The organism is Planctomicrobium stercoris (assembly GCF_051465655.1).
Taxonomy (GTDB): domain Bacteria; phylum Planctomycetota; class Planctomycetia; order Planctomycetales; family Planctomycetaceae; genus Planctomicrobium.
The window spans coordinates 5764325-5783400 of the sequence record NZ_CP195791.1 but is presented as its reverse complement, the minus strand read 5'-3'; the positions used below and the strand labels follow the sequence as shown (position 1 = coordinate 5783400).

General features: G+C 58.5%; 14 protein-coding genes. 8 read left to right on the top strand and 6 right to left on the bottom strand.

Annotated elements, in window-relative coordinates:
* Positions 1-136 precede the first annotated feature (136 nt).
* The 3 genes from mutS to SH661x_RS23470 all read left to right on the top strand — a co-directional run bounded on the left by mutS (position 137) and on the right by SH661x_RS23470 (position 5053).
* On the top strand, positions 137-2788 hold the full coding sequence (gene mutS / locus SH661x_RS23480) for a DNA mismatch repair protein MutS (protein WP_437231240.1): 2652 nt from the start codon (positions 137-139) through the stop codon (positions 2786-2788).
* A 154-nt stretch (positions 2789-2942) separates the two neighbouring features.
* Positions 2943-3806 (top strand): ATP-dependent sacrificial sulfur transferase LarE, encoded by an 864-nt coding sequence (gene larE / locus SH661x_RS23475; RefSeq protein ID WP_437226645.1) that lies wholly within the window; start codon positions 2943-2945, stop codon positions 3804-3806.
* Entirely contained in the window at positions 3803-5053 is a 1251-nt protein-coding gene (locus SH661x_RS23470; RefSeq protein ID WP_437226643.1) for a hypothetical protein, read from the top strand. The genes larE and SH661x_RS23470 overlap by 4 nt, the downstream gene beginning before the upstream one ends.
* Positions 5054-5085: 32 nt before the next feature.
* Here the strand turns inward: SH661x_RS23470 and SH661x_RS23465 are convergent, their stop codons facing one another.
* Entirely contained in the window at positions 5086-7059 is a 1974-nt protein-coding gene (locus SH661x_RS23465; protein WP_437226641.1) for an AAA family ATPase, read from the bottom strand.
* A gap of 253 nt (positions 7060-7312) precedes the next feature.
* On the opposite strand from SH661x_RS23465, the gene SH661x_RS23460 reads away from it, so the two are divergent.
* Positions 7313-7720, top strand: a complete 408-nt coding sequence (locus tag SH661x_RS23460; RefSeq protein ID WP_437226640.1) for a hypothetical protein — start codon at positions 7313-7315, stop codon at positions 7718-7720.
* Here SH661x_RS23460 and thiO read toward each other — a convergent pair.
* Positions 7707-8795, bottom strand: a complete 1089-nt coding sequence (thiO, locus tag SH661x_RS23455; protein WP_437226639.1) for a glycine oxidase ThiO — start codon at positions 8793-8795, stop codon at positions 7707-7709. The genes SH661x_RS23460 and thiO overlap by 14 nt on opposite strands.
* The gene (locus SH661x_RS23450) at positions 8795-10654 is read right to left on the bottom strand and encodes a c-type cytochrome domain-containing protein (protein WP_437226638.1); all 1860 of its coding nucleotides are present in this window, start codon (positions 10652-10654) and stop codon (positions 8795-8797) included. The genes thiO and SH661x_RS23450 overlap by 1 nt, the downstream gene beginning before the upstream one ends.
* Positions 10655-11036: 382 nt before the next feature.
* On the opposite strand from SH661x_RS23450, the gene SH661x_RS23445 reads away from it, so the two are divergent.
* The 3 genes from SH661x_RS23445 to murB are packed head-to-tail and all read left to right on the top strand — an operon-like array spanning position 11037 to position 13519.
* Positions 11037-11234, top strand: coding sequence for a hypothetical protein (locus tag SH661x_RS23445; protein WP_437226636.1), 198 nt, complete (start codon positions 11037-11039; stop codon positions 11232-11234).
* Positions 11235-11265: 31 nt separating this feature from the next.
* A complete protein-coding gene (gene murC / locus SH661x_RS23440; protein WP_437226634.1) occupies positions 11266-12657 on the top strand; it encodes a UDP-N-acetylmuramate--L-alanine ligase in 1392 nt (463 codons plus the stop codon).
* On the top strand, positions 12641-13519 hold the full coding sequence (murB, locus tag SH661x_RS23435; RefSeq protein WP_437226632.1) for a UDP-N-acetylmuramate dehydrogenase: 879 nt from the start codon (positions 12641-12643) through the stop codon (positions 13517-13519). The genes murC and murB overlap by 17 nt, the downstream gene beginning before the upstream one ends.
* Positions 13520-13571: 52 nt before the next feature.
* On the opposite strand, the gene SH661x_RS23430 is transcribed toward murB, so the two are convergent.
* Positions 13572-14156 carry a cob(I)yrinic acid a,c-diamide adenosyltransferase gene (locus SH661x_RS23430; protein WP_437226630.1) on the bottom strand — a complete coding sequence of 195 codons (585 nt, stop codon included), beginning with the start codon at positions 14154-14156 and terminating at the stop codon, positions 13572-13574.
* 676 nt (positions 14157-14832) lie between these two features.
* On the opposite strand from SH661x_RS23430, the gene SH661x_RS23425 reads away from it, so the two are divergent.
* On the top strand, positions 14833-15576 hold the full coding sequence (locus SH661x_RS23425; RefSeq protein WP_437226628.1) for a hypothetical protein: 744 nt from the start codon (positions 14833-14835) through the stop codon (positions 15574-15576).
* A gap of 76 nt (positions 15577-15652) precedes the next feature.
* On the opposite strand, the gene SH661x_RS23420 is transcribed toward SH661x_RS23425, so the two are convergent.
* Together SH661x_RS23420 and SH661x_RS23415 are read right to left on the bottom strand one after the other, a co-directional pair.
* Entirely contained in the window at positions 15653-18568 is a 2916-nt protein-coding gene (locus SH661x_RS23420; RefSeq protein ID WP_437226626.1) for a protein kinase domain-containing protein, read from the bottom strand.
* Between the two features lie 129 nt (positions 18569-18697).
* Complete coding sequence (locus SH661x_RS23415) at positions 18698-19000, bottom strand: hypothetical protein (RefSeq protein WP_437226625.1); 303 nt, start codon at positions 18998-19000, stop codon at positions 18698-18700.
* Between the last annotated feature and the right edge of the window lie 76 nt (positions 19001-19076).

Below are 19076 nucleotides of genomic sequence, written 5' to 3'. Positions count from 1 at the left end.
AAATCCTGAATCGCCTGCACATGATAGACCAAACTGGTCTAGCTCATCGATGATTCTTCGCTGATTTACATTCACGACACAGATCTCACCGCTTCGTCCTCCCAAGTTAGCAGCCATGTCCGCAACTGATTCCAAACTGACTCCCATGATGCAGCGGTATCTGGAGGTCAAGGCGGAAACTCCCGGGACCATCCTGCTGTTTCGGATGGGGGACTTCTACGAGCTGTTTCATGAAGATGCGCAGATCGCTGCCAAGATTCTGGGCCTGACACTCACCAGTCGGGACAAGGGTTCGACCAATCCGGTCCCGATGGCAGGGTTTCCATTTCATGCTCTGGAAGGATATCTGCGGAAGCTCATCGCAGCTGGACACAAGGCCGCCATCTGCGATCAGGTGGAAGACCCCAAAACTGCCAAGGGGATGGTGCGGCGTGAAGTGACCCGCATTGTCACGCCCGGGACGCTTACCGATGAGGCCCTGCTCAACCCGAAAGAGAACAACTTTCTGGCAGCAGTCTGTCCCGCGAAAGACAGAATCGGGATCGCGTGGCTGGAACTGTCGACGGGGAAGTTTCAGTGCATGGAAGTCCCGGCGAACGAAGATGCGGGACCGATGGGACCGCAGTCGGAGTTTATGGACGAGCTGGCCCGCGTCAGGCCTTCGGAATGCCTGCTGCCCGATTCAGCCCGATCGCACCGTGTGTTCACTTCGGTCATGGAACTCGACGGCACGATCGTCACCGAGCGGCCCGCGTGGTCATTCGCAGCCAAGCAGTGCCGCGAGATTCTGCTGAAACACTTTCAGACAGCCACTCTCGAAGGTTTCGATCTCTCCGATGAAGAGTTTGCTGGGATCACTGCTGCGGGAGCGTTGCTCGAGTATGTTCAGGAAACGCAAAAGTCATCGCTGAGTCACATCGCGCGACTGGAACCGTACCGACGCGGGACCAGTCTGCTGATCGATGAAACGACGCGACGCAGCCTCGAGCTGACCCGCACTCAGCGGGAAGGGCAACGCGAAGGCTCGCTGATCAGCGTCCTTGATGAGACCTGTACCCCGATGGGGGCACGGCTGCTCATGGACTGGCTCTCGAATCCACTTACGGATCGGGTCGCCATCGAGCGTCGGCTGGACGCTGTCGAAGAGCTGGTGCGTGATCACAAACTCTGCCGTGATCTGCGCGAACTGCTGCAGGAAGCCTACGACCTGCAGCGGCTCTCCGTTCGCGTTGCCACAATGCGGGCGACGCCGCGTGATCTGGCGGCACTGGCGCAGACGTTGTCGATTCTTCCAAAACTCAAGGCCCGGCTGGCAGGTCGATCATCGAACCTCATCACGATGCTCGAAGCCCGACTGGAGCTCTGTGCGGAAGTCCGTCAGGAGATTCAACAGCAACTGGCTGACGAGCCTCCGCTGTCAACGACCGATGGCGGAATCATCCGCGAAGGTTGGCATTCTTCACTGGACGAGCTGCGTGATCTGGCGCGGGGCGGGAAGAAGTGGATTGCGGAATATCAGGCCCAGGAGATGGAGCGGACAGGGATCTCCACGCTCAAGGTCGGCTTCAATAAAGTCTTCGGGTACTATCTTGAAGTGACTGCCGCCCAGATGCATAAGGTTCCCGAGGATTACATCCGCAAGCAGACTCTCAAGAATCAGGAGCGGTTCATCACACCGCAATTGAAGGAATATGAAGACCGGGTGCTGCGGGCTGAAGATCAGTCCAAGGCGCTCGAACAGGAACTGTTTCAGGCACTGCGTGAGCGTGTTGCGGAAGAATGCCGGCGCCTGCAGCAGACCGCTGAAGTTCTGGCAACGCTGGATGTGCTCGCGAATCTCGCCAACCTCGCCGTGAGCGCCAATTACTGTCGTCCGAAAATCGTTGAAGAAGCGTGCCTGGAGATTCGCAACGGCCGTCACCCGGTGCTGGACCGGTTGAAACCTTCAGGCGAGTTTGTTCCCAACGATGTGCTGCTCGGCGTTAGTTCCAACTCTTCCAAAGGGGACACTTCGACCGCAGCTCCTCCTGTGATTGCACTGATCACCGGCCCCAACATGGCCGGTAAAAGTACTTATATTCGGCAGGCAGCATTGCTCACGATTCTCGGGCAGATCGGTTCATTCCTGCCCGCGGAGTCGGCCACGATCGGAATTGCCGACCGCATCTTCGCACGGGTCGGCGCGAGTGATGAGCTTGGCAAAGGTCAGTCGACGTTCATGGTCGAGATGACGGAGACGGCCCGCATTCTGAACACCGCGACGTCCCGCAGCCTTGTCATCCTGGATGAAATCGGACGCGGGACGAGTACCTACGACGGCATTTCGCTCGCATGGGCGATCACTGAATACCTGCACGACCATCCCTGCTGCCGGACGCTGTTTGCCACACACTATCATGAACTGACGGAACTCCCGCAGTCACTCTCCCGGGTCTGCAACTGGAACGTCGCTGTTCATGAACAGAACGGGGATGTCGTGTTTCTCCACAAGATCGTTCCGGGGGCTGCCGATCGCAGTTACGGGATTCACGTTGCCCGACTGGCAGGGGTGCCGAAAGAAGTAATCGGCCGCGCGGGAGTGATTCTCGAAACCCTCGAGTCAGATCACCATGATGAGCGAGGAAAAGTCACCATCCCTGCCCGGAAAAAACAGAACTCACGGCAACTCAGTCTGTTCGCAGAGCCGGAACACCCGTTGCTGGATGAACTGCGCGGGATGAATCTGGACGAGCTCACCCCGCTGGCCGCGTTGCAGAAACTGCATGCCCTCAAAGGACAGCTCAAATAGAAGTTCAGAATGAAGCGGCGGAGAATTGTGAGATCTCCTTCTCTGGGCTCTCGTCACTCGACCCTCGACTTCTCCCAACTTCGAAAAGGTGAAAGCCCAGAATAGAAGTTCCGTCATGATTCCGTCCGGTGCGGCCTCAGCATAAGATTGAGGAATGAATCACTCGCTCGAAGAAAAACGCGATGCTCTCCTCACGCTGCTGCGGGACAGCGGCCGTGTCGCGGTGGCGTTTTCCGGAGGCGTGGACAGTGCACTGGTCGCCAAGGCTGCTGCTCTGGCGTGCGGAGATCAGGCGATCGCAGTCACTGCCGTCAGTCCGTCGCTGGCCCAGGGGGAACTGGAGATCGCCCGGCAGGCTGCGGAGCAGATGGGAATCCGCCATGAAGTGATCCGCACCCAGGAATTCAGCGTTCCGGGGTATCAGGCCAATGCCGGGGACCGCTGCTATTACTGCAAAAGCGAGCTGTACGAAGAACTGATTGCAGCTCTTCCCAAATGGAATCTGGACGTTATCTGCAACGGTGCGAACCTCGATGATCAGGGAGATCACCGGCCCGGGATGCGCGCGGCGGCCGAACGTCAGATTCGCAGCCCCCTGATCGAAGCGGGGTTCACGAAACAGGACGTCCGCGATCTTGCGAAGCACTGGGAGATTCCGGTCTGGAACAAGCCAGCCGCCCCCTGCCTCTCAAGCCGGATCGCCTACGGTGTGGAGGTGACCCCCGAACGCGTCCGCCGCGTCGATCAGTGTGAACGATTCCTCAAAGACCTGTTGAACCTACAGGAACTGCGAGTACGGCTTGAGCAGAATGACCTCGCGAGAATCGAAGTGCCTGTGCATGCTCTCTCACTGCTGACGGCTGAAAACGTCCACCAGCAGGTCGTGGCTCATTTTCAGGCTCAGGGGTTTCGCTATGTGACGCTGGATCTGCAGGGGTTTCGTTCGGGAAGTCTGAACAGTGCTCTTCCGCTGGTTTCGCTGGAAACACGGTCTCCGGCCAGTCCGCGTCTGCCATGAACTCGCTTCATCCGGTCGTTTCCGGCTCCCTCATTCAGTTACAGCGGGTGGTTGCCTTCTTCACAGCGGCATTGATGCTTTCCACATGGCCGCTGTGGAGCAGTGCGAGCAGCGGACTCGTTCAGATTCCCTGGTTCTCCGTGCTGTGCAGCGTTCCCGGCTGGGTGGACATCATCGCCCTGGCGGCCGTCGTCGTTGGTCTGGTGACGATGCTCTGGGGGCTGCGGACTCCACATCAGCAGCGACTGAGTCTGGCATGCTTCCTGTCGGGCCTCATGATTCTGGTGTTGCTGGATCAACATCGCCTGCAACCGTGGGTCTGCATGGATCTGCTGTTTGCGGGACTGTTTCTGATCTCGCCGAATCTCAAGGGGATCAACTGCTGGAAGTTGATCGTCGCGAGCATTTACCTGTGGTCCGCCGTCTCAAAGTTCGATGCTTCGTTTATGACATCCCATGGCCAACTGCTTCTGAATGGGATGCTCAATCCCCTCGGAGTGCCACTCGACTTCTGGTCGCCCCGTTCGAAGTGGCTGCTGGTGGCGACGTTTCCAACCGGCGAATTCATTGTGGGTCTGTTGCTCCTGTCTCGCCGTGCGAGACGCTACGGGTTGCCGTTGTCGATCCTCATGCATCTGTTGCTGCTCTGGACGCTCGGGGTCGGGCTGCGTCACGAATGGGGAGTGCTGATCTGGAACATGTATTTCATCGTGCAGAACCTCGTTCTCTTCTGGCCCGACTGCAAAAGGACTGTTGTTGAACCTGAAAGCGAGCAAGAGAAATCAACTCGCCATTCGCCGCTGGCGATCGGTTTCACCGCGATCGCAGTCTTCTATCCGGGACTCGAGGTAATCGGTGATTGCGATCACTGGCCAGCGTGGGCAGTCTACAGTTCGCGCCCCGAGCAGGTGGACATCCTCATCGATGAAGAAGCAGCGAATCAACTTCCGGAAGACCTGCGAAAGCTCCTTGGGACACCTGCTCCGCTCGACGACAGAATTCCGCTGAGCCTCGATGCGTGGTCATTCACCAGGTCGTATTGCCCCGTTTACCCACAGGAGCGATATCGAATCGCACTCGCCCTTGCCCTGCTGGAGAATTCCCTGCCGGACGAAGCATTGACGGTCGAAATCCGTTCAACCCCCGATCGCTGGTCAGGCAAGAGGGCTGTCATGGAGTTGAAGGGCATTCATGAGTTGAAGACGAAAGCCGGTCAGTACTGGTTCAACACTCGCCCGCGGAATTGAATCTCAGCGGGCGATGAGGAGAGTGGGTACGGCTACTTCCCCATCTTGATGCGGGCCACATGTGCCATCCGGCCGCTGCCGGTCGGTGGCGGAACCAGTCGCAGCTTGGTCGGAAGCCAGACTGGTTTGTTCACGCGATCGGGCGGGAGTGCTTCAATCGCCGGGATCTGCGGTCGCTCTGACGGGGCGACTTCCATCAACGGGACCGGGTGCAGGTAGAGCCTACGACCGTCAATATATTCGCACAGGATATCCGCGAGCTCGCGGCTGATTCGAATGCAGATCGCCACCTTCGGGTCGGCTCGCAACACAAGTCCGTGCTCCCCACGCAGGTCCGCATACGGAGAAAAATCCTGCAGCAACTGAGGCCACGAAACATGATCCAGCAGTCGCACATGTTCCACAATCGCTGCTGCGAGTTGTCCATGCTCAGCCAGTTCGACCCACTTGGGAACGTGGCGTTCATCCAGTTGCGGGAGTTCGCCGCGTCGATGTTCTTCTTCGAGCACTTCCATGACGCGGGATTCCGTGGTGGCGGCGCGACAGCGTGTTCTCGCCCATTCCCGCAGATGAAAGATTTCATCCTCCATCGTCACCGACAGCGGGACCGTCCGTTCACGGGCATCATCGAGGTCCTTCTGGGTCGGCATGCGATTCTGGGCAAATGACTCGATAATGGCAGAATTGACGATCTCTTCGATTTCGGCTCCGCTGTAGCCATCGCTCCCTTCTGCAAGTTCCTCGATGTCAAACTTCTCGGGCTTCCATCCCCGTTTCGAAAGATGAATACGAAAGATCTCGCATCGTTCCTGAAAGTTTGGAAGATCGACGAAGAAGAGCTCATCGAATCGGCCGCGTCGCAGCAGTTCGGGCGGGAGTGAAGAGACCTTATTTGCAGTGGCGACGACGAAGACCGGCGCGGTGTGTTCCTGCAGCCAGGTGAGGAACCGTCCCACCAGTCGCGACATCGTTGCGTCGCCACCGGCGTCGGTGTCGTAGCCTCCAAATGCCTTGTCGATTTCTTCGAGCCACAGCACAGCGGGAGCGATCGTGTCCATCAGTCTCAGAACGTCCCGCATGTTCTGCTCGGACGTTCCGCGTGTCGATTCGAGTAAGGCCCCGATGTCCATCCGCATCAGAGGAAAGCCCAGGATTCTGGCGATCGCGCGGGCACTCAGACTTTTTCCGCATCCCTGCACCCCAGCCAGCAGCACCCCGCGGGGACTGGTGATTCCCCGGCTTTGTGCGTCTGATGTGAAGGCGTTGGCCCGCTGCTGAATCCATTCCTTCAGCCCGTCGAGCCCGCCGATGTCGCCGAGCCCTTCTTCCAGATCGAAGAACTCAAGCAAGTTGGACCCCTGAACCAGATGGCGTTTTTCCGCGACCAGTTTGGGGAACAGCTCTTCGGTAATCTCTTCGCTCCCCTGCAGGACGTTCGAGAACGCGTTACGAGCCTCGGTTAACGTCAGTCCCAGCACCGCCTGCACCAGACGGTCCTCGAGCCTCGGATCGATCGTTGTGCCCCGTTCTCCTCGATCGGCTGCCAGCAGGGAGTGCAGCTGTCCCCGCATTTCATCGATCCCTGGAAAAGGGAGCTCGATCACAGTGACGTCCTTGATCAGTTCGACCGGAAGATTTTCCAGTGGTGACATCAACAGCAATGTTTTGCGATGGGAGACCAGATGGGGAAGCAGGTCACGCAGCTTGCGGATCACTCCGGGTTCGTTCAGGTGCAGATGCAGGTCCTTGAGCAGAAACAGATGGTCGTCCGGGTACTTCGCGATCTGTGCGAGAAATTCTCCCGGGACCGTGGGGAGCGGTTCGCTCTCGAGGATGGGGAGCGGGCCGGCTGTCGCGGACCACGTGACCAGCCCCCGCTCGATCTCCAGCGCCAGATTCGCCAGCTCATCTTCCCACCTCTGTTCCTCATAGGTCTGCAGTAACAGAATCGGGTAACCAGCCAGAATGCGCAGACGGAGATCTTCCAGAGCGGTGGCCGTATTCATGGGAAATCCTGATTCAAGCTGGGTGATCAGACGACTGCCGGGTGTTGACGATTTACCTCATGCCATGATGCCGATAAGCCTCGCTGGGCGAAAGCCATCCTCACTCGCGTTTTCGCAATTCTGCCACAAGTGCTGTCTGCAGAAGCAGTAGCAAGCCGTCCGGTGAGGTTCAGTAAAAACCACACTTCGGTTGGTACGAATTCCGCAAGAGGGAGAGTACCTCGACAATTGGCATCTATGGAGCGCAATCATTTTGGGGCTTCTGAATTTGATTTCGGTGACAGCGGGCAGGCTGACGACCGACCGGTTTGTTTCCTTGAGCGTGGGGAGCACTCTGGTTCTGAAAGCCTGTGGATTCATTGAGGACCACCAGGCAAAGATCCTCGAAGTCTCGGAAACGCTACTGAGAGTGCGCACGGGATCGTTGTGGTATGAGGGACTTTTTGCGTTCGGAAACAAGCCGCTGGAGATCTGCCTGTCAATCAATCCGTTGAACAAGGAGGAAGAGCCGAATCATCAGCGGTTCAATCGTCCCAGCAATAGCTACTGCACAATCGACGTTGCCATTCGTTCGTCTTCTCCGCGCTGGTCGCAGGAGGAGTTTGAACGGGAATCGAAACGGATGCTGTGGACGCTGCGCGCGTACTTCATGGCGTGCTGATTTCCGGTCGAAACGCTGACAGGTCGATCGTCGGCGGTTCCCCCAGAATCAACTGCCGCATTACCAGTGCCGTTCCCGGGGAATTTGACAGGCCCGCGCGGTAATGCCCCGCAGCCAGAAAGAGATTGCTGAATTCTTCCACCCGTCCCAGCGTCGGATGTCCCAGACCGCTCCACGGACGCAGACCCGACCACATCTTTTCCACGGGACACGTGGCGAGTTCCGGGATGAGATGATGTGCGAACTGTAAGAGGTCGGAAATCGCTTCCTCGGTATTTCGTTTCTGGAATCCGATTCGTTCTTCTGTCGCACCCACCAGAACTCGACCATCCTGGCGCGGGACGAGATAGCGTCGCCCCTGTTCAATGACGTATGGAAAGATTCTGTGCTGCGACTGCAGCAGGGCGATCTGTCCATGCACCGGCTGAATCGGAAGATTCAAGCCGAACCCAGCGAGAACCTGCGGAGTCCAGGCTCCCGCTGCCACGACGAACTCGGCCGATTCAAATCGGCTGTTCTGGGTGATGGCAGCCAGCAGTCGACCGTTCTTTTTGTCCCACTGAATCACCTGCTGGCCCGACAGAAGTTCCACACCGCGGGCACGGCAGCCGGCTTCCAAGGCTTTCAGATGCCGGGGATTCCTGACCTGGGCCATGTCCGGCAGCCAGACTGCAGAAGAAACGTCTGCACTCAAACCGGGAATGCGGGTTCGAAGTTGGGAAGCGTTCAGCACGTCGGCGGTGACATGCAATGCTCGCCACGCCGCTGCCAGTTCTTCCGTTGTGGTGTCGTCCGGCAGCAGGAGGCCTCCGCACCGGCTGTACTCGTTTTGAAGTCCGGTTTCGCTGCGGAGAGCGGCGCTCAATTCCGGCCAGCGCTGTAAACTCAGCACGGCCAATTCATGGGTGGGCGCATGAAGCAGGTCCCCCGGGGGGATCATTCCCGCACCGGCCCAGGAGGCTTCCTGCCCTGGCGCGGACTGGTCGAGTACGCTGACCCGCAGCCCCTCCCCCGCAAGTTCCCATGCAATCGAGAGTCCAATGACTCCACCGCCGACAATCACCACGTCCTGCATCAGCGGCTCTTCACTTTGGATAAATATCCGTTGGCGATCGTCGCGGGCGGAGCGCCGTACGTCGACTGCAAAGCTGCTTCTGCCGTCGCTCCTCCTTCGATCGCCTTGATGAACTGCGAGAACTTCTTCGGCCCGCCTGAACTCAGCAGAAACTTCACCAGTGTATAACCGACAGCAGCAGACCCAGAGGGAGAGAACGTCCCGTCGGCAAACACCTGTTCCGGGCGAGTGAGTGAAGGAAGCAGCTGGGCTGCAGTTTTTTCCAGTGCATCAGAACGTTGTCGGTCGGGGATCGCTGCATCCGCCATGGCCAGACCTGCCCCGCGGACCACCCAGACCGGCAGCGCTTTGCCGGACTTCTGCATGTACGCCCCGGTCAGATGATCGATGACGGAGGCCTGCATCGCGGAATCGTTTCCGGGTTGATCCTGCAGCACGATGTACGCGTCTTCCTGTCCGACGGTGACCTTCGAATGGCCGGTCAGATCGGGGTCGGGCCGACGTCGTTCGATCACTTCCAGAAATTCGTTGTAGCTGAACGGGTCTTTCATGACGAAGATCGAGAGCCGACCGCGCCACGGCTTCTGGGTGTTTTCGAATGCCTTCTGCAGAGTCTGCAGGTGCTCATCCGCCCACCCTTGAATCTGTGTCAGCCGCGGTTCGTCGACGTTGCCGACCAGAAGAAAATTGTCGGTCGTGAGCGTTGCTTTGCCGTCTCCGGAGATCGCTTTGCGATACTGCTCGTCGGTCCGCTCCTGACGCAGTTTCTGGAGATCGGCATCTGAAAGAGCACCCAGATTCTGCTGGGCCATCTCGGCATCCGATGGCACAAATGTCGAAATGAGGGTGCGGGGGTCAGCTCCGTCGTAGGTGTTCCCTTCTTCGAACCACTTGACCAGATCCTCATAGTTCTTGCGGGTGATGCGGGCCTGCCCTTGCGGCATTCTCGGCAGCTCTTTCCCTCCCACGAGCAGAAACAGGCGACTGTTCTTCATGTCACCGGGGATCACCACTTCGCCACTCTCGCCCCCCTTCATGATGTCGAAGAAAGTTTCGACCGAGAGTCCGCCGGAGCGGCGGCGCGAGTTGTGACAATTCAGACACAGGTTCGAGAACCACGGAGCGATGTCCCGAGTGAACGACACCTGCTCGCCCCCTTTGGGTTTGGGAATCTTGACGTTCTTCGCTTCTTCCTCGTAGATCAGATTTGCCAGCGAGGTCTCTTCACTGGCTCCGTCGAACTTCGCTCCCTGATTGATCCAGCTGGTCAGGACCTCTTTTTCCTCAGCCGTCAAGGCTGCTCCGTTGGCCGGCATCCGACCTTTCCCTTCCGGAGCGTTCACCCGCAGGGTGATCAGACTGCGCAACGCATTCCCGGGAGTCAGCAGTGGACCGCTTTTTCCGCCGGTCCGCCAGCCGATAAATCGGTCCAGCCGCAGTCCGTTGCGAGGATTGTCCTCCCCATGACATTGCACACAGCGGCCGACGATCAGCGGAGCGACATCCTTCATGAAGCTGACCGCATCTTCAGGGCCGTCCGGTTTCGTTTTTCCGGCAGCCTTTTCCAGTGCGACCTGTTGCTTGCCCAGAAGAGTGGCAACGCGGCGAATGGCCGGATCGGTGGCTGGGACCATGGCGGAGGCAGAAATCTCCTGAAGCTTCAGCTCGACTTCTGCCAGAACTTTTTGAGCTTCATCCAGCTCTTTCTTCTTGATGAGCGTCCCGGCGCGGGTCGCCTCCTTGGACAGTTCATTCAACTGCTTGCGGTTTTCCGGAGTCAGCTGGGCGTATGCAGTGGAACTGAGGCCAGAAACGAAGAACGTTCCCAGAAGGATCGCGATTATCCAGAATCTCGACATCGATTGACCTCGCCGTTGCCTGCCTGCCGCTGCAAAGAATCCGGGCCCGCGATCTGGACACCTCGTTACGGTGAGCAATGTTCGCTGTAAAACCCCGTGAATCTTGCTGCTCCTGCTACTCGCACTGCGGATGGGAGCCCTTTTTGAGTATAAGTGGTGATAGAAACGGAAGAAAGCACGTCGACGAATCGACTGCGACGAAGGCCGAAGAGGTTTTCGGCTTTCAGGGAGATGAACGCTGAACCTCGCACCCGGAGGGTGCGAGATACGTACGCTGCACTCTCCGAGTGCAGCAACCCGGGGTGCACTGCACGCCCATCGCCGGACCTGATATTCTTTTCACGTCGACATCCCGGAAAGGTTCCCTTTGAGTTTACTCGCATTGCTTCTGATCTTGCTGCTGCCGATCGGAATTCTGGCGGGAGGGAATGCCTGGGTGGATCGGCTGGCAGCGGAACTGGGAACCACACGGCGCCGGCTGCTGGCAGCAGCTGTGCTGGTCGGTGGTGGATTGGCGGCGGTGATGTGCGGGTTTCAGTTCTTCCTTTCCAGCTTCACACGGGCGACTTCAGGCCACTGACTTTCTGCCGTTCACCACAACCGTGACATCGATGTCGTCTCCTTCACTCTGGCTTCCTGCTTCGACCGGCTCTCGCGCTCATCTGGTCGGGATCTGCGGCGCCGGGATGAAAGCACTGGCGGAGTACCTGATCGATCGAGGCTGGCAAGTCTCCGGATGTGACGGTGATCCCGATCCGGGTGTCGTTCAGGTACTCGCTCGCAACGGAGTCTCGGTTCAGACGGGGCATTCCCCGCACCATCTTCAGAATCGTCCTGACGTGCTGATCTACAGTGCAGCCGTTCGTCCGGAGAACAGCGAACGGACCCTGGCTGCCCAATGGGGAATTCCGCAGTTTTCATACGTGGAAGCTCTGGCGCAGCTCACGCAGTCCAGTCACGCGGTGGCCATTGCCGGGACACATGGCAAGAGCACGACGACCGCCATGCTCGGGCAGATTCTGGAGTCCGCCGGCGTTTCCCCCTCGGTCATCTGCGGTGCAGAGAGCGTCAGTCTCGGGCGAAGCGGCTGGGGAGGGACCGGTTCTACTCTCGTCGTGGAAGCCTGTGAATTCCGCCGACACTTCCTTCAGCTTCATCCCCGGATCGCATGCCTTCTGGGAATCGAGCCGGACCACTTCGACTGTTATCCGACACTCGCTGATGCAGAGGCAGCCTACGCCGGCTTGGCTGGGAATGTCGCTCGGGAGCAAGGAACCCTGATCGCCCGGTCCGATTGCCCTGTCACTCTGCGGGTGCTGGAAACGACTTCTGCTCCGCGAATCACGTTCTCCCTGAGTGACGTTGCTGCCGACTGGCAGGTGATCGATCGGCAGAGCGTTCCTCGTGGAAACCGGTTTCGCTTGCAGAATCGAGACCGCACGTCCCGCGTGATCACGCTGCAGGTTCCCGGACGTCACAACATTCAGAACGCACTGGCAGCCGCAGCCTGTGCGGATGCTCTGGGACTATCGATGGAGCAGATTGCATCGGGACTGGAGGCGTTCCAGGGACTTCGGCGTCGTTTTGAAGTTCTGGGGACCAGATACGTGGCTCAGGTTGTCGACGACTATGCCCATCATCCCACGGAAATTCGAGCAACGCTGGAGGCGGCTCGGGAGGCTTTTCCCGGGAAAAGCCTGATCTGCATTTTTCAGCCGCATCAGATTTCTCGCACATCCGCCCTGCTTGGCGAGTTTGCCCAGTCGCTCAGTCTGGCCGACCGGGTCTATCTCCTTCCGGTTTATGCCGCCCGGGAAAACAGCGGCGAAGTGCAGGCGGAGTTGTCCCGGGAACTGGTCCGCCGATTGACCGTTCCCGGAGCATTCCTAATGGCACTTGACCAGGTGTGGGGAACAGTCCAGACTGAGGCAGGCAACGATGCCGTAATACTGACTTTAGGAGCGGGAAGTCTGTCTCGCATTCATCATGAAGACCTTGAATGATCTGCGCGACATCGTGCGCATGAACGAGCCAATGGCTCCTCACACGTGGCTGAAAGTGGGAGGCCCCGCCCAGATGTTCGCCGAGCCGCGAACCGTGGAGGAACTGGAGCAACTCGTCCGGGCTGCGGACGCCGAAGGGCTGCCGGTCCGCATGCTGGGGGGTGGATCCAATCTGCTGATCCGCGACGAAGGGGTCAGCGGGCTGATCATCAAACTCACAGGCGAGGCATTCACCAAAGTCGAAGTCGACGGCACGATTGTTCGCGCCGGAGGAGCAGCCTCCCTGTCGAACGTCATTTCACAATCGGTTTCGGAAGGTCTTTCCGGACTGGAAACACTGGTCGGGATCCCTGGCACGATCGGCGGCGCGGTCAAAGGAAATGCCGGCGGCCGACATGGTGAAATCGGAGATCATGTCCGTTCCGTGGATGTCATGACCAGTCGCGGCGAACGGTTCTCCCGCAGCGGCGATGAACTGGTCTTCGAATACCGCTTCAGCGGCATCAATGAACTCGTGATTCTCAGCGTCGAACTGGAACTTCGTCAGGGAGATATCGACGAAATCACCCGCCGCATGCGGCAGCTGTGGATCACCAAGAAGGCCTCGCAGCCGTTTTCGTTCCAGTCCGCCGGATGTATCTTCAAGAATCCTCGCGGTCTGAGTGCCGGGGCCCTGATCGAACAGTCCGGCCTGAAAGGGACCCGGATCGGCGGTGCGGAAGTGAGCGACCGTCATGCAAACTTCATCATCACTCACAGCGGCGCCACTTCGACGGACGTCCTCAATCTGATCGACCTGATCCGTTCCCGCGTGCGAGAGAAGCACGGCCTGGAACTCGAAAGCGAAATTACGATCTGGTAGCAGACTCCGCCGAGTCGTTTTAACGGGCCTCGCTGCGCACGAATGACGCCGACTATAAAGATTCTTGGCGATCCCCGCCCGGGGTCCAGAGGATGTCATTCTTGCCGTTGTGATTCGCACTCCGTGCCATGACGAAGAGCAGGTCGGAGAGCCGGTTGAGGTAGATCGCTACCTGATGGTTGATCGCTTCCACAGCCACGAGCCTGAGAACTTCGATTTCGCTGCGACGGCAGATTGTCCGAGACTGATGCAGCAGGGCCGCTCCACGGGTCCCTCCCGGGAGGATGAAACTCGTCAACGGCTGCAGCTGCGACGTGTATTCATCGATCCTCTTTTCCAGCTGCTCCACCTGGAATGCCGTCACTCTCAAGGGGGGATATTCCGGCGGCACATCGGATTCCGGGACGCATAGATCCGCCCCGACATCGAAGAGATCGTTCTGGATTTTCAGAAGTTGCTGCCGCATCTCCTCCGGCAGTTCCCCCAGCGAAATCGCCACTCCGATTGAGGAATTCAGCTCGTCGACCGTGCCGTAGGCGATGATCCGGGGATGCGTCTTCGCCACCCGGGAACCGTCCCCCAGACCTGTTTCCCCAGCGTCTCCGGACCGGGTGTAAATGCGATTGAGGTAGACCATGGATCACTCGATCAGAACCTGGGGTTCAGGAGACGGCGCGAAGTGTGAGAGGTGATTTCTCAATTGTCACTGGTCATTTGTCAATTGTCATCGATGACCGATCGGCGGGACCCAGCTCACAACAGATCTTTCGCGAGATGTTCAGGTGGTGTTTCGGTTTCTTTGCGCCCTGAACGTTGGGTGCTTCGCTTTCTGAACAGCCTTCCTCGTCGCCTGGCCGAGCCGGCTCTTTCTATTTCGGCCACTAACTTCTCTCTGCTTCTGAGGATACCACAAATCTCCCCGAGATCCGGGAGGTCCGGTTGTAGCGATGGTATGGGTTCTGCCGTGAGTGCCGATTATCAGGATGATAACGATTGCACGGATGCAATGGCCTGTATCACAAAATCCTTTTGAAGGGGTTGGAGCGATTGAAGCGGCTGTAGCGATTGTCGCGGCAGCTTTGCGAGAGCATGTGTGGCGACCTGAGACATCGCCTCAGACGGAGTGATCCGTCCGGAACCTCGCGAAATCGGGAGACATTCGTCTTCACTTCGATGCTGCGTCAGCGTCGAGGCAACGGAGTCGGCATGTCTCCGTGGAAGACGAATGCGGCTCGCTGCTGAGCCAGACTCCCGGTTTCTCGAGGCTTTTCGCTTTCTCCCGCTCGCCAGATCTGTTCCCGGGGAGCGCAATCATGAAACGCCTGATCACAGCCCTGTGGGCTGATGAAGCTGGATTTATTCTGTCCGCGGAGCTGGTGATCATCGCCACCGTGGCCGTTCTCGGACTGACCGTCATGCTGGTGGCGGTCCGCGATTCAATTGGCGGCGAGATGACCGACCTGGCCAATGCCTTCCGCAATGTCGACCAGTCCTACCGCTACGGGGGAATGCTCGGCTGTCGCACTCGAACTGGATTTACTTCCTGGACGGCAGGTTCCGGATATCTGGATCCGCAGCTCCGGCAACCGGGATCGGAACTGGACATCGTGGTGGAAGATCACATCGTCGGGTGTTCCACCTTCGTCGAGAAAGCTCCCTGTGTGATTCCTGCAGCCCCGGTCCTACCGGCCTGCCCGTCCCCCTGTGGTCCTGCACCCTGTGATTCGGTCCCCTGCGGTCCTGCTCCGTGTGGACAGACTCCCTGCGGTGCCGGCCCTTGTGATCAGGCTCATCCGTGCACGACTCCTGGGTGTCCTGAACCCTGTTGCGGCTCACTTCCCCTGCAGGCACCGTTGTACGAGTCACCTGTTCCAGCGGCCAGTCACCCGGTTCTTCCCGCTCCGCCGTGTCACGACTGCGAGTCGTCACTGGGCGATCCAACGATTCTCCCGCCACCGAGCTCGGATATTCCTCCTCGCTCGGTCCGGCGATCGGTGAATCCCTATGACTCTCGCCCCGTCATGGTCCCGCTGGCCGGACCGTTGCAGGTCTGGTGAGTGAACTGACCGATTTCAAAATGAACGAGCGACGATCAGTAGATCGTCGCTCGTTTGTGTTTTGGCAGGCGGTTTCTCAGTGCGGAGCGGGTTCGTTCTTCTGATTTCCGGACAGGATGGAAGGGAGACGGGACGAGTGCCAGTCGACACCCGCATTCCTCAAGCTGCCGGAAACTCCGATGGCCGGATTATCGTCGTCCGGTCGCAATTCCAGATCAGCCTGCTGGACCCGGTGCCAGTCGGAAAGCTTGAGTGAAGTGGGCAACTGCAATAGGTTGTTGCTTTCCATCCGCAAATTGCGGACACCCAGCTGATCGGGCTTCAGCTCTCTCTCCCGCCCGGCCAGTTGAGTCTGAGTTGAGTCGACCAGACTGAAAGGGCCGGAAAGCTGAATGAAACTGGCCTCGCGATTGTCTTTGATGACAATCTGGTCCAGCAGCACTTCATAGGCTTCGTGACCGGAGACCTCGAGAAGCGGCTGACGCATCTGTTCATCGCTGAAAACAATGCAGACGCTGTCGTTGATTTCAATCTGAATCTGCGGAAGAGAACCGTGATCTCCGGAGTTGGCGTTCAACAGGCCCCGTGCTGCCACGAGTGTGACATGGTCCAGCCGCAGGTCGGTCACGCGTCCTTCTTCGGTTTCCATTCCCCGGAGATAGGGCTCGGAACCGTCAATACGGATCATGCAGCCGGACAGTGCCAGGGCGGTGTTCTGCAGAAGCACGCTTAGCGGGCTGTTCTCCTGGACGACGAAATCGAATTGTCCCCGGCAGATGCAGTCTTTGAATTCGACCTGATTCTGAGCGGACGGAACACGGTCCGGCATGAGGTCCGCGCTTTCTGAAACCTCTGAAGCAGGAACATATACCAGCGCAGCCCGGCTGTTCCCCGGGTTCACCATGGTGAACGAAACTCCCTGGGCAGCCAGTCGCGAACCGTTCTCCAGTGTGGCGATCGACCAGTCTTCCGTCGCGGTCGGATCGACGATCATCTCGATATCCAGATCGGAGAGTTCCACTCCGCCGCGACGAATCTGCAGCATCTGAGCGGCATCAGAAAAGGATCGCATCGCCAGTTGCGAAGTGAGGTCCACGCGCAGGAAAGGACGCGGGTCGATTCCCGGACGGAAATCCCGCGAAGGACGAATCTTGATCTTCCTATCGTTGATCTCGATGGTTTCAGAAAGTGTCAGCGCCTTGGTGTCGAGCGGCAGTTCCACTGCCCAGCCATCTTTTGCCTGTGCGCAGGCTGCTGCGAGCGTTGGGTAGAAGAATCGCTCTTCTGCATCCGGATTGTCTCGACTTCCCGGCTTCACCACCGCGAACATGGAGGCACGTGATGGCTCTTCAGCGACGGGCATTGGCATCGGCTCAGCGGTCGGCATCGGTCGCGAGGCAGGCGGACTCACAGGGAGTTCCATGGCTGGGCCCGTCCGGGTTGCCGTTGTTTCAGTCGGCACGCTGCTGCTACTGCTGGGAACTCTACCAGTGGATTCCAGGGCCGGGGGAGTTATCGGTTCTCCGGAAGTGCCGGGGAGACGTGGTTTCAGACCCAAGGCCGAGGACGCGACTGGAGGATTCACCAGTGGTGAGATCAGGTTGTCATCGTCGCTGAAAATCGGGTCGACCGTCCCCAGGCCCAGGTCCGGCATGATTCCGGGAACCTTCGCTGGCAGGTCGAAAACCGGAGGGACGACTTCACCTAGCGTGGTCAGCTCCGGGGCCTGAGACGGTCCAGGACGGCTCGCCGGCTTGAAGTCGTCATTCCGGTCGACGGTGGCGATCGTTTCTCCCGGGAGCGTGTTGTATCGGGGGGCGGGGATTGATCGAATTCGATCTGCGAGAACGATCACCACCAGCAGCAGCGCCACCGTGCTCCACGTTCTGAATCCGTTCCAGCGGGCACGCTGCTGGTCTGCAATGGGAGCCTGCCAGATCTTCGCATCCGGAACAGTGGGCTGAAGTCCCATCGAGACCGCGACGGACACCAGATCGTCGATGAGGTCATCCGGAGTGGCGTAACGCTCGTCTGGATTGGCGGCCATCATTTTCTGAACGATCTTCGCCAGTTGCGGAGAGACGTGCCGATTTTTCTCTGATGGATTCGGGGGAACCGGACGGTGATGATTCATCACCTTCTCGAACATGGTTCCGGTTGGATAGGGCGGCGTGCCAATTAACATGTGATACAGCGTACAGCCCAGCGAATAGATGTCGCTGCGGACATCCACATTTCGGGCGTCCAGAGCCTGTTCAGGAGCGATGTAATCGAATGTTCCCAGAGCAGTGCCGACCGTCGTCAGCTCGCGCGAAACATCAAGGTTGCTCTGCCGCGCCAGTCCCAGGTCGACCAGCTTCGCCCGTCCTGAGGGGGAGATGATGATGTTCGACGGTTTGATGTCCCGATGAACGACATTGGCAGCGCTGGTATGTCTTAAAGCTTCCGCGATCTGCAGCGTGTAGTTCACCGCTTCGGACGGCGTGAGGTGACCCCGCTGCTGAATGAGGTTGCGGACGTTCTCCCCCATCACGAATTCAAAGGCGATGAAGTGCAGGTGATGCTCTTCGCCGATGTAGTGAACGCGGGCGATATTTTCGTGATCGAGTCGGGCCGCGGCACGGGCTTCGTTCTGAAACCGCAAAACGGCTTCAGGGTCGGCGGAATGTTCCGAAGTCAGGACTTTGATGGCGACGACGCGTCCAAGACGTTTGTCGACTGCCCGGAAGACCGCTCCCATTCCTCCCCGGCCGATCCGTTCTTCCATAACGAAGTGACCGAGTTCCACGCCGGCGACGGGCGGAGCTGCCCCAGACTCTTCGAGCCCGCGTGGCGGGAAAAGCCGATCGGAGAGACTCAGGGCATGTCCGCGAACGGAAGACCCTTCAATATCCTGAGCCGTAGGCGCGCTTCCCCCTTGCGGCATTGGTCTGATAAACGTCAGACCAATGTTGCTGGAGCCGGTCGATTGTTGAAAGCCCAGTTCAGACATTGCGCTGGTTCACTGCTGCCGACTCTCCTCCACGAACCGGTTCGGGAAGAGCGGGAAACGTCCTTTTCGAGTTGTTTGAAAACGGGTGATAGGCTGGGGGAATCGCCGGAACGGCTGGGGGACAGGCAGTTAACGTCCTCGAAAGACGCGCTGGATATCCCCATCGATGGAATTCAATAATGACATCAGTTGATCGGCGTTTTGACGAGCAAACTTCCCTGAGTTCAAAACGTTCTCGACTGTGCTGCGAATTGTTAAATCTGTCACTTCTCCCTGTTCCAGAGAATCCATTCCTTGCTGGGAGGTTCGCTTGAGAATGTGCGTTTTTGGAATCAATCCGTGTTCCAACAATTCGAGCATCTCACGCGCCACCAAGTCTGCGTGACTCAGTTTCTGTCTGAGGGTCAGGCTCTCCAGGCTTTCGCTGGTCATGAACCGTCCGAATGCTGGCGGAATCAGGCTCGCACGGCCGAAGTCGTGCGTGGAAATTGCTTACCAACTGTTCAAT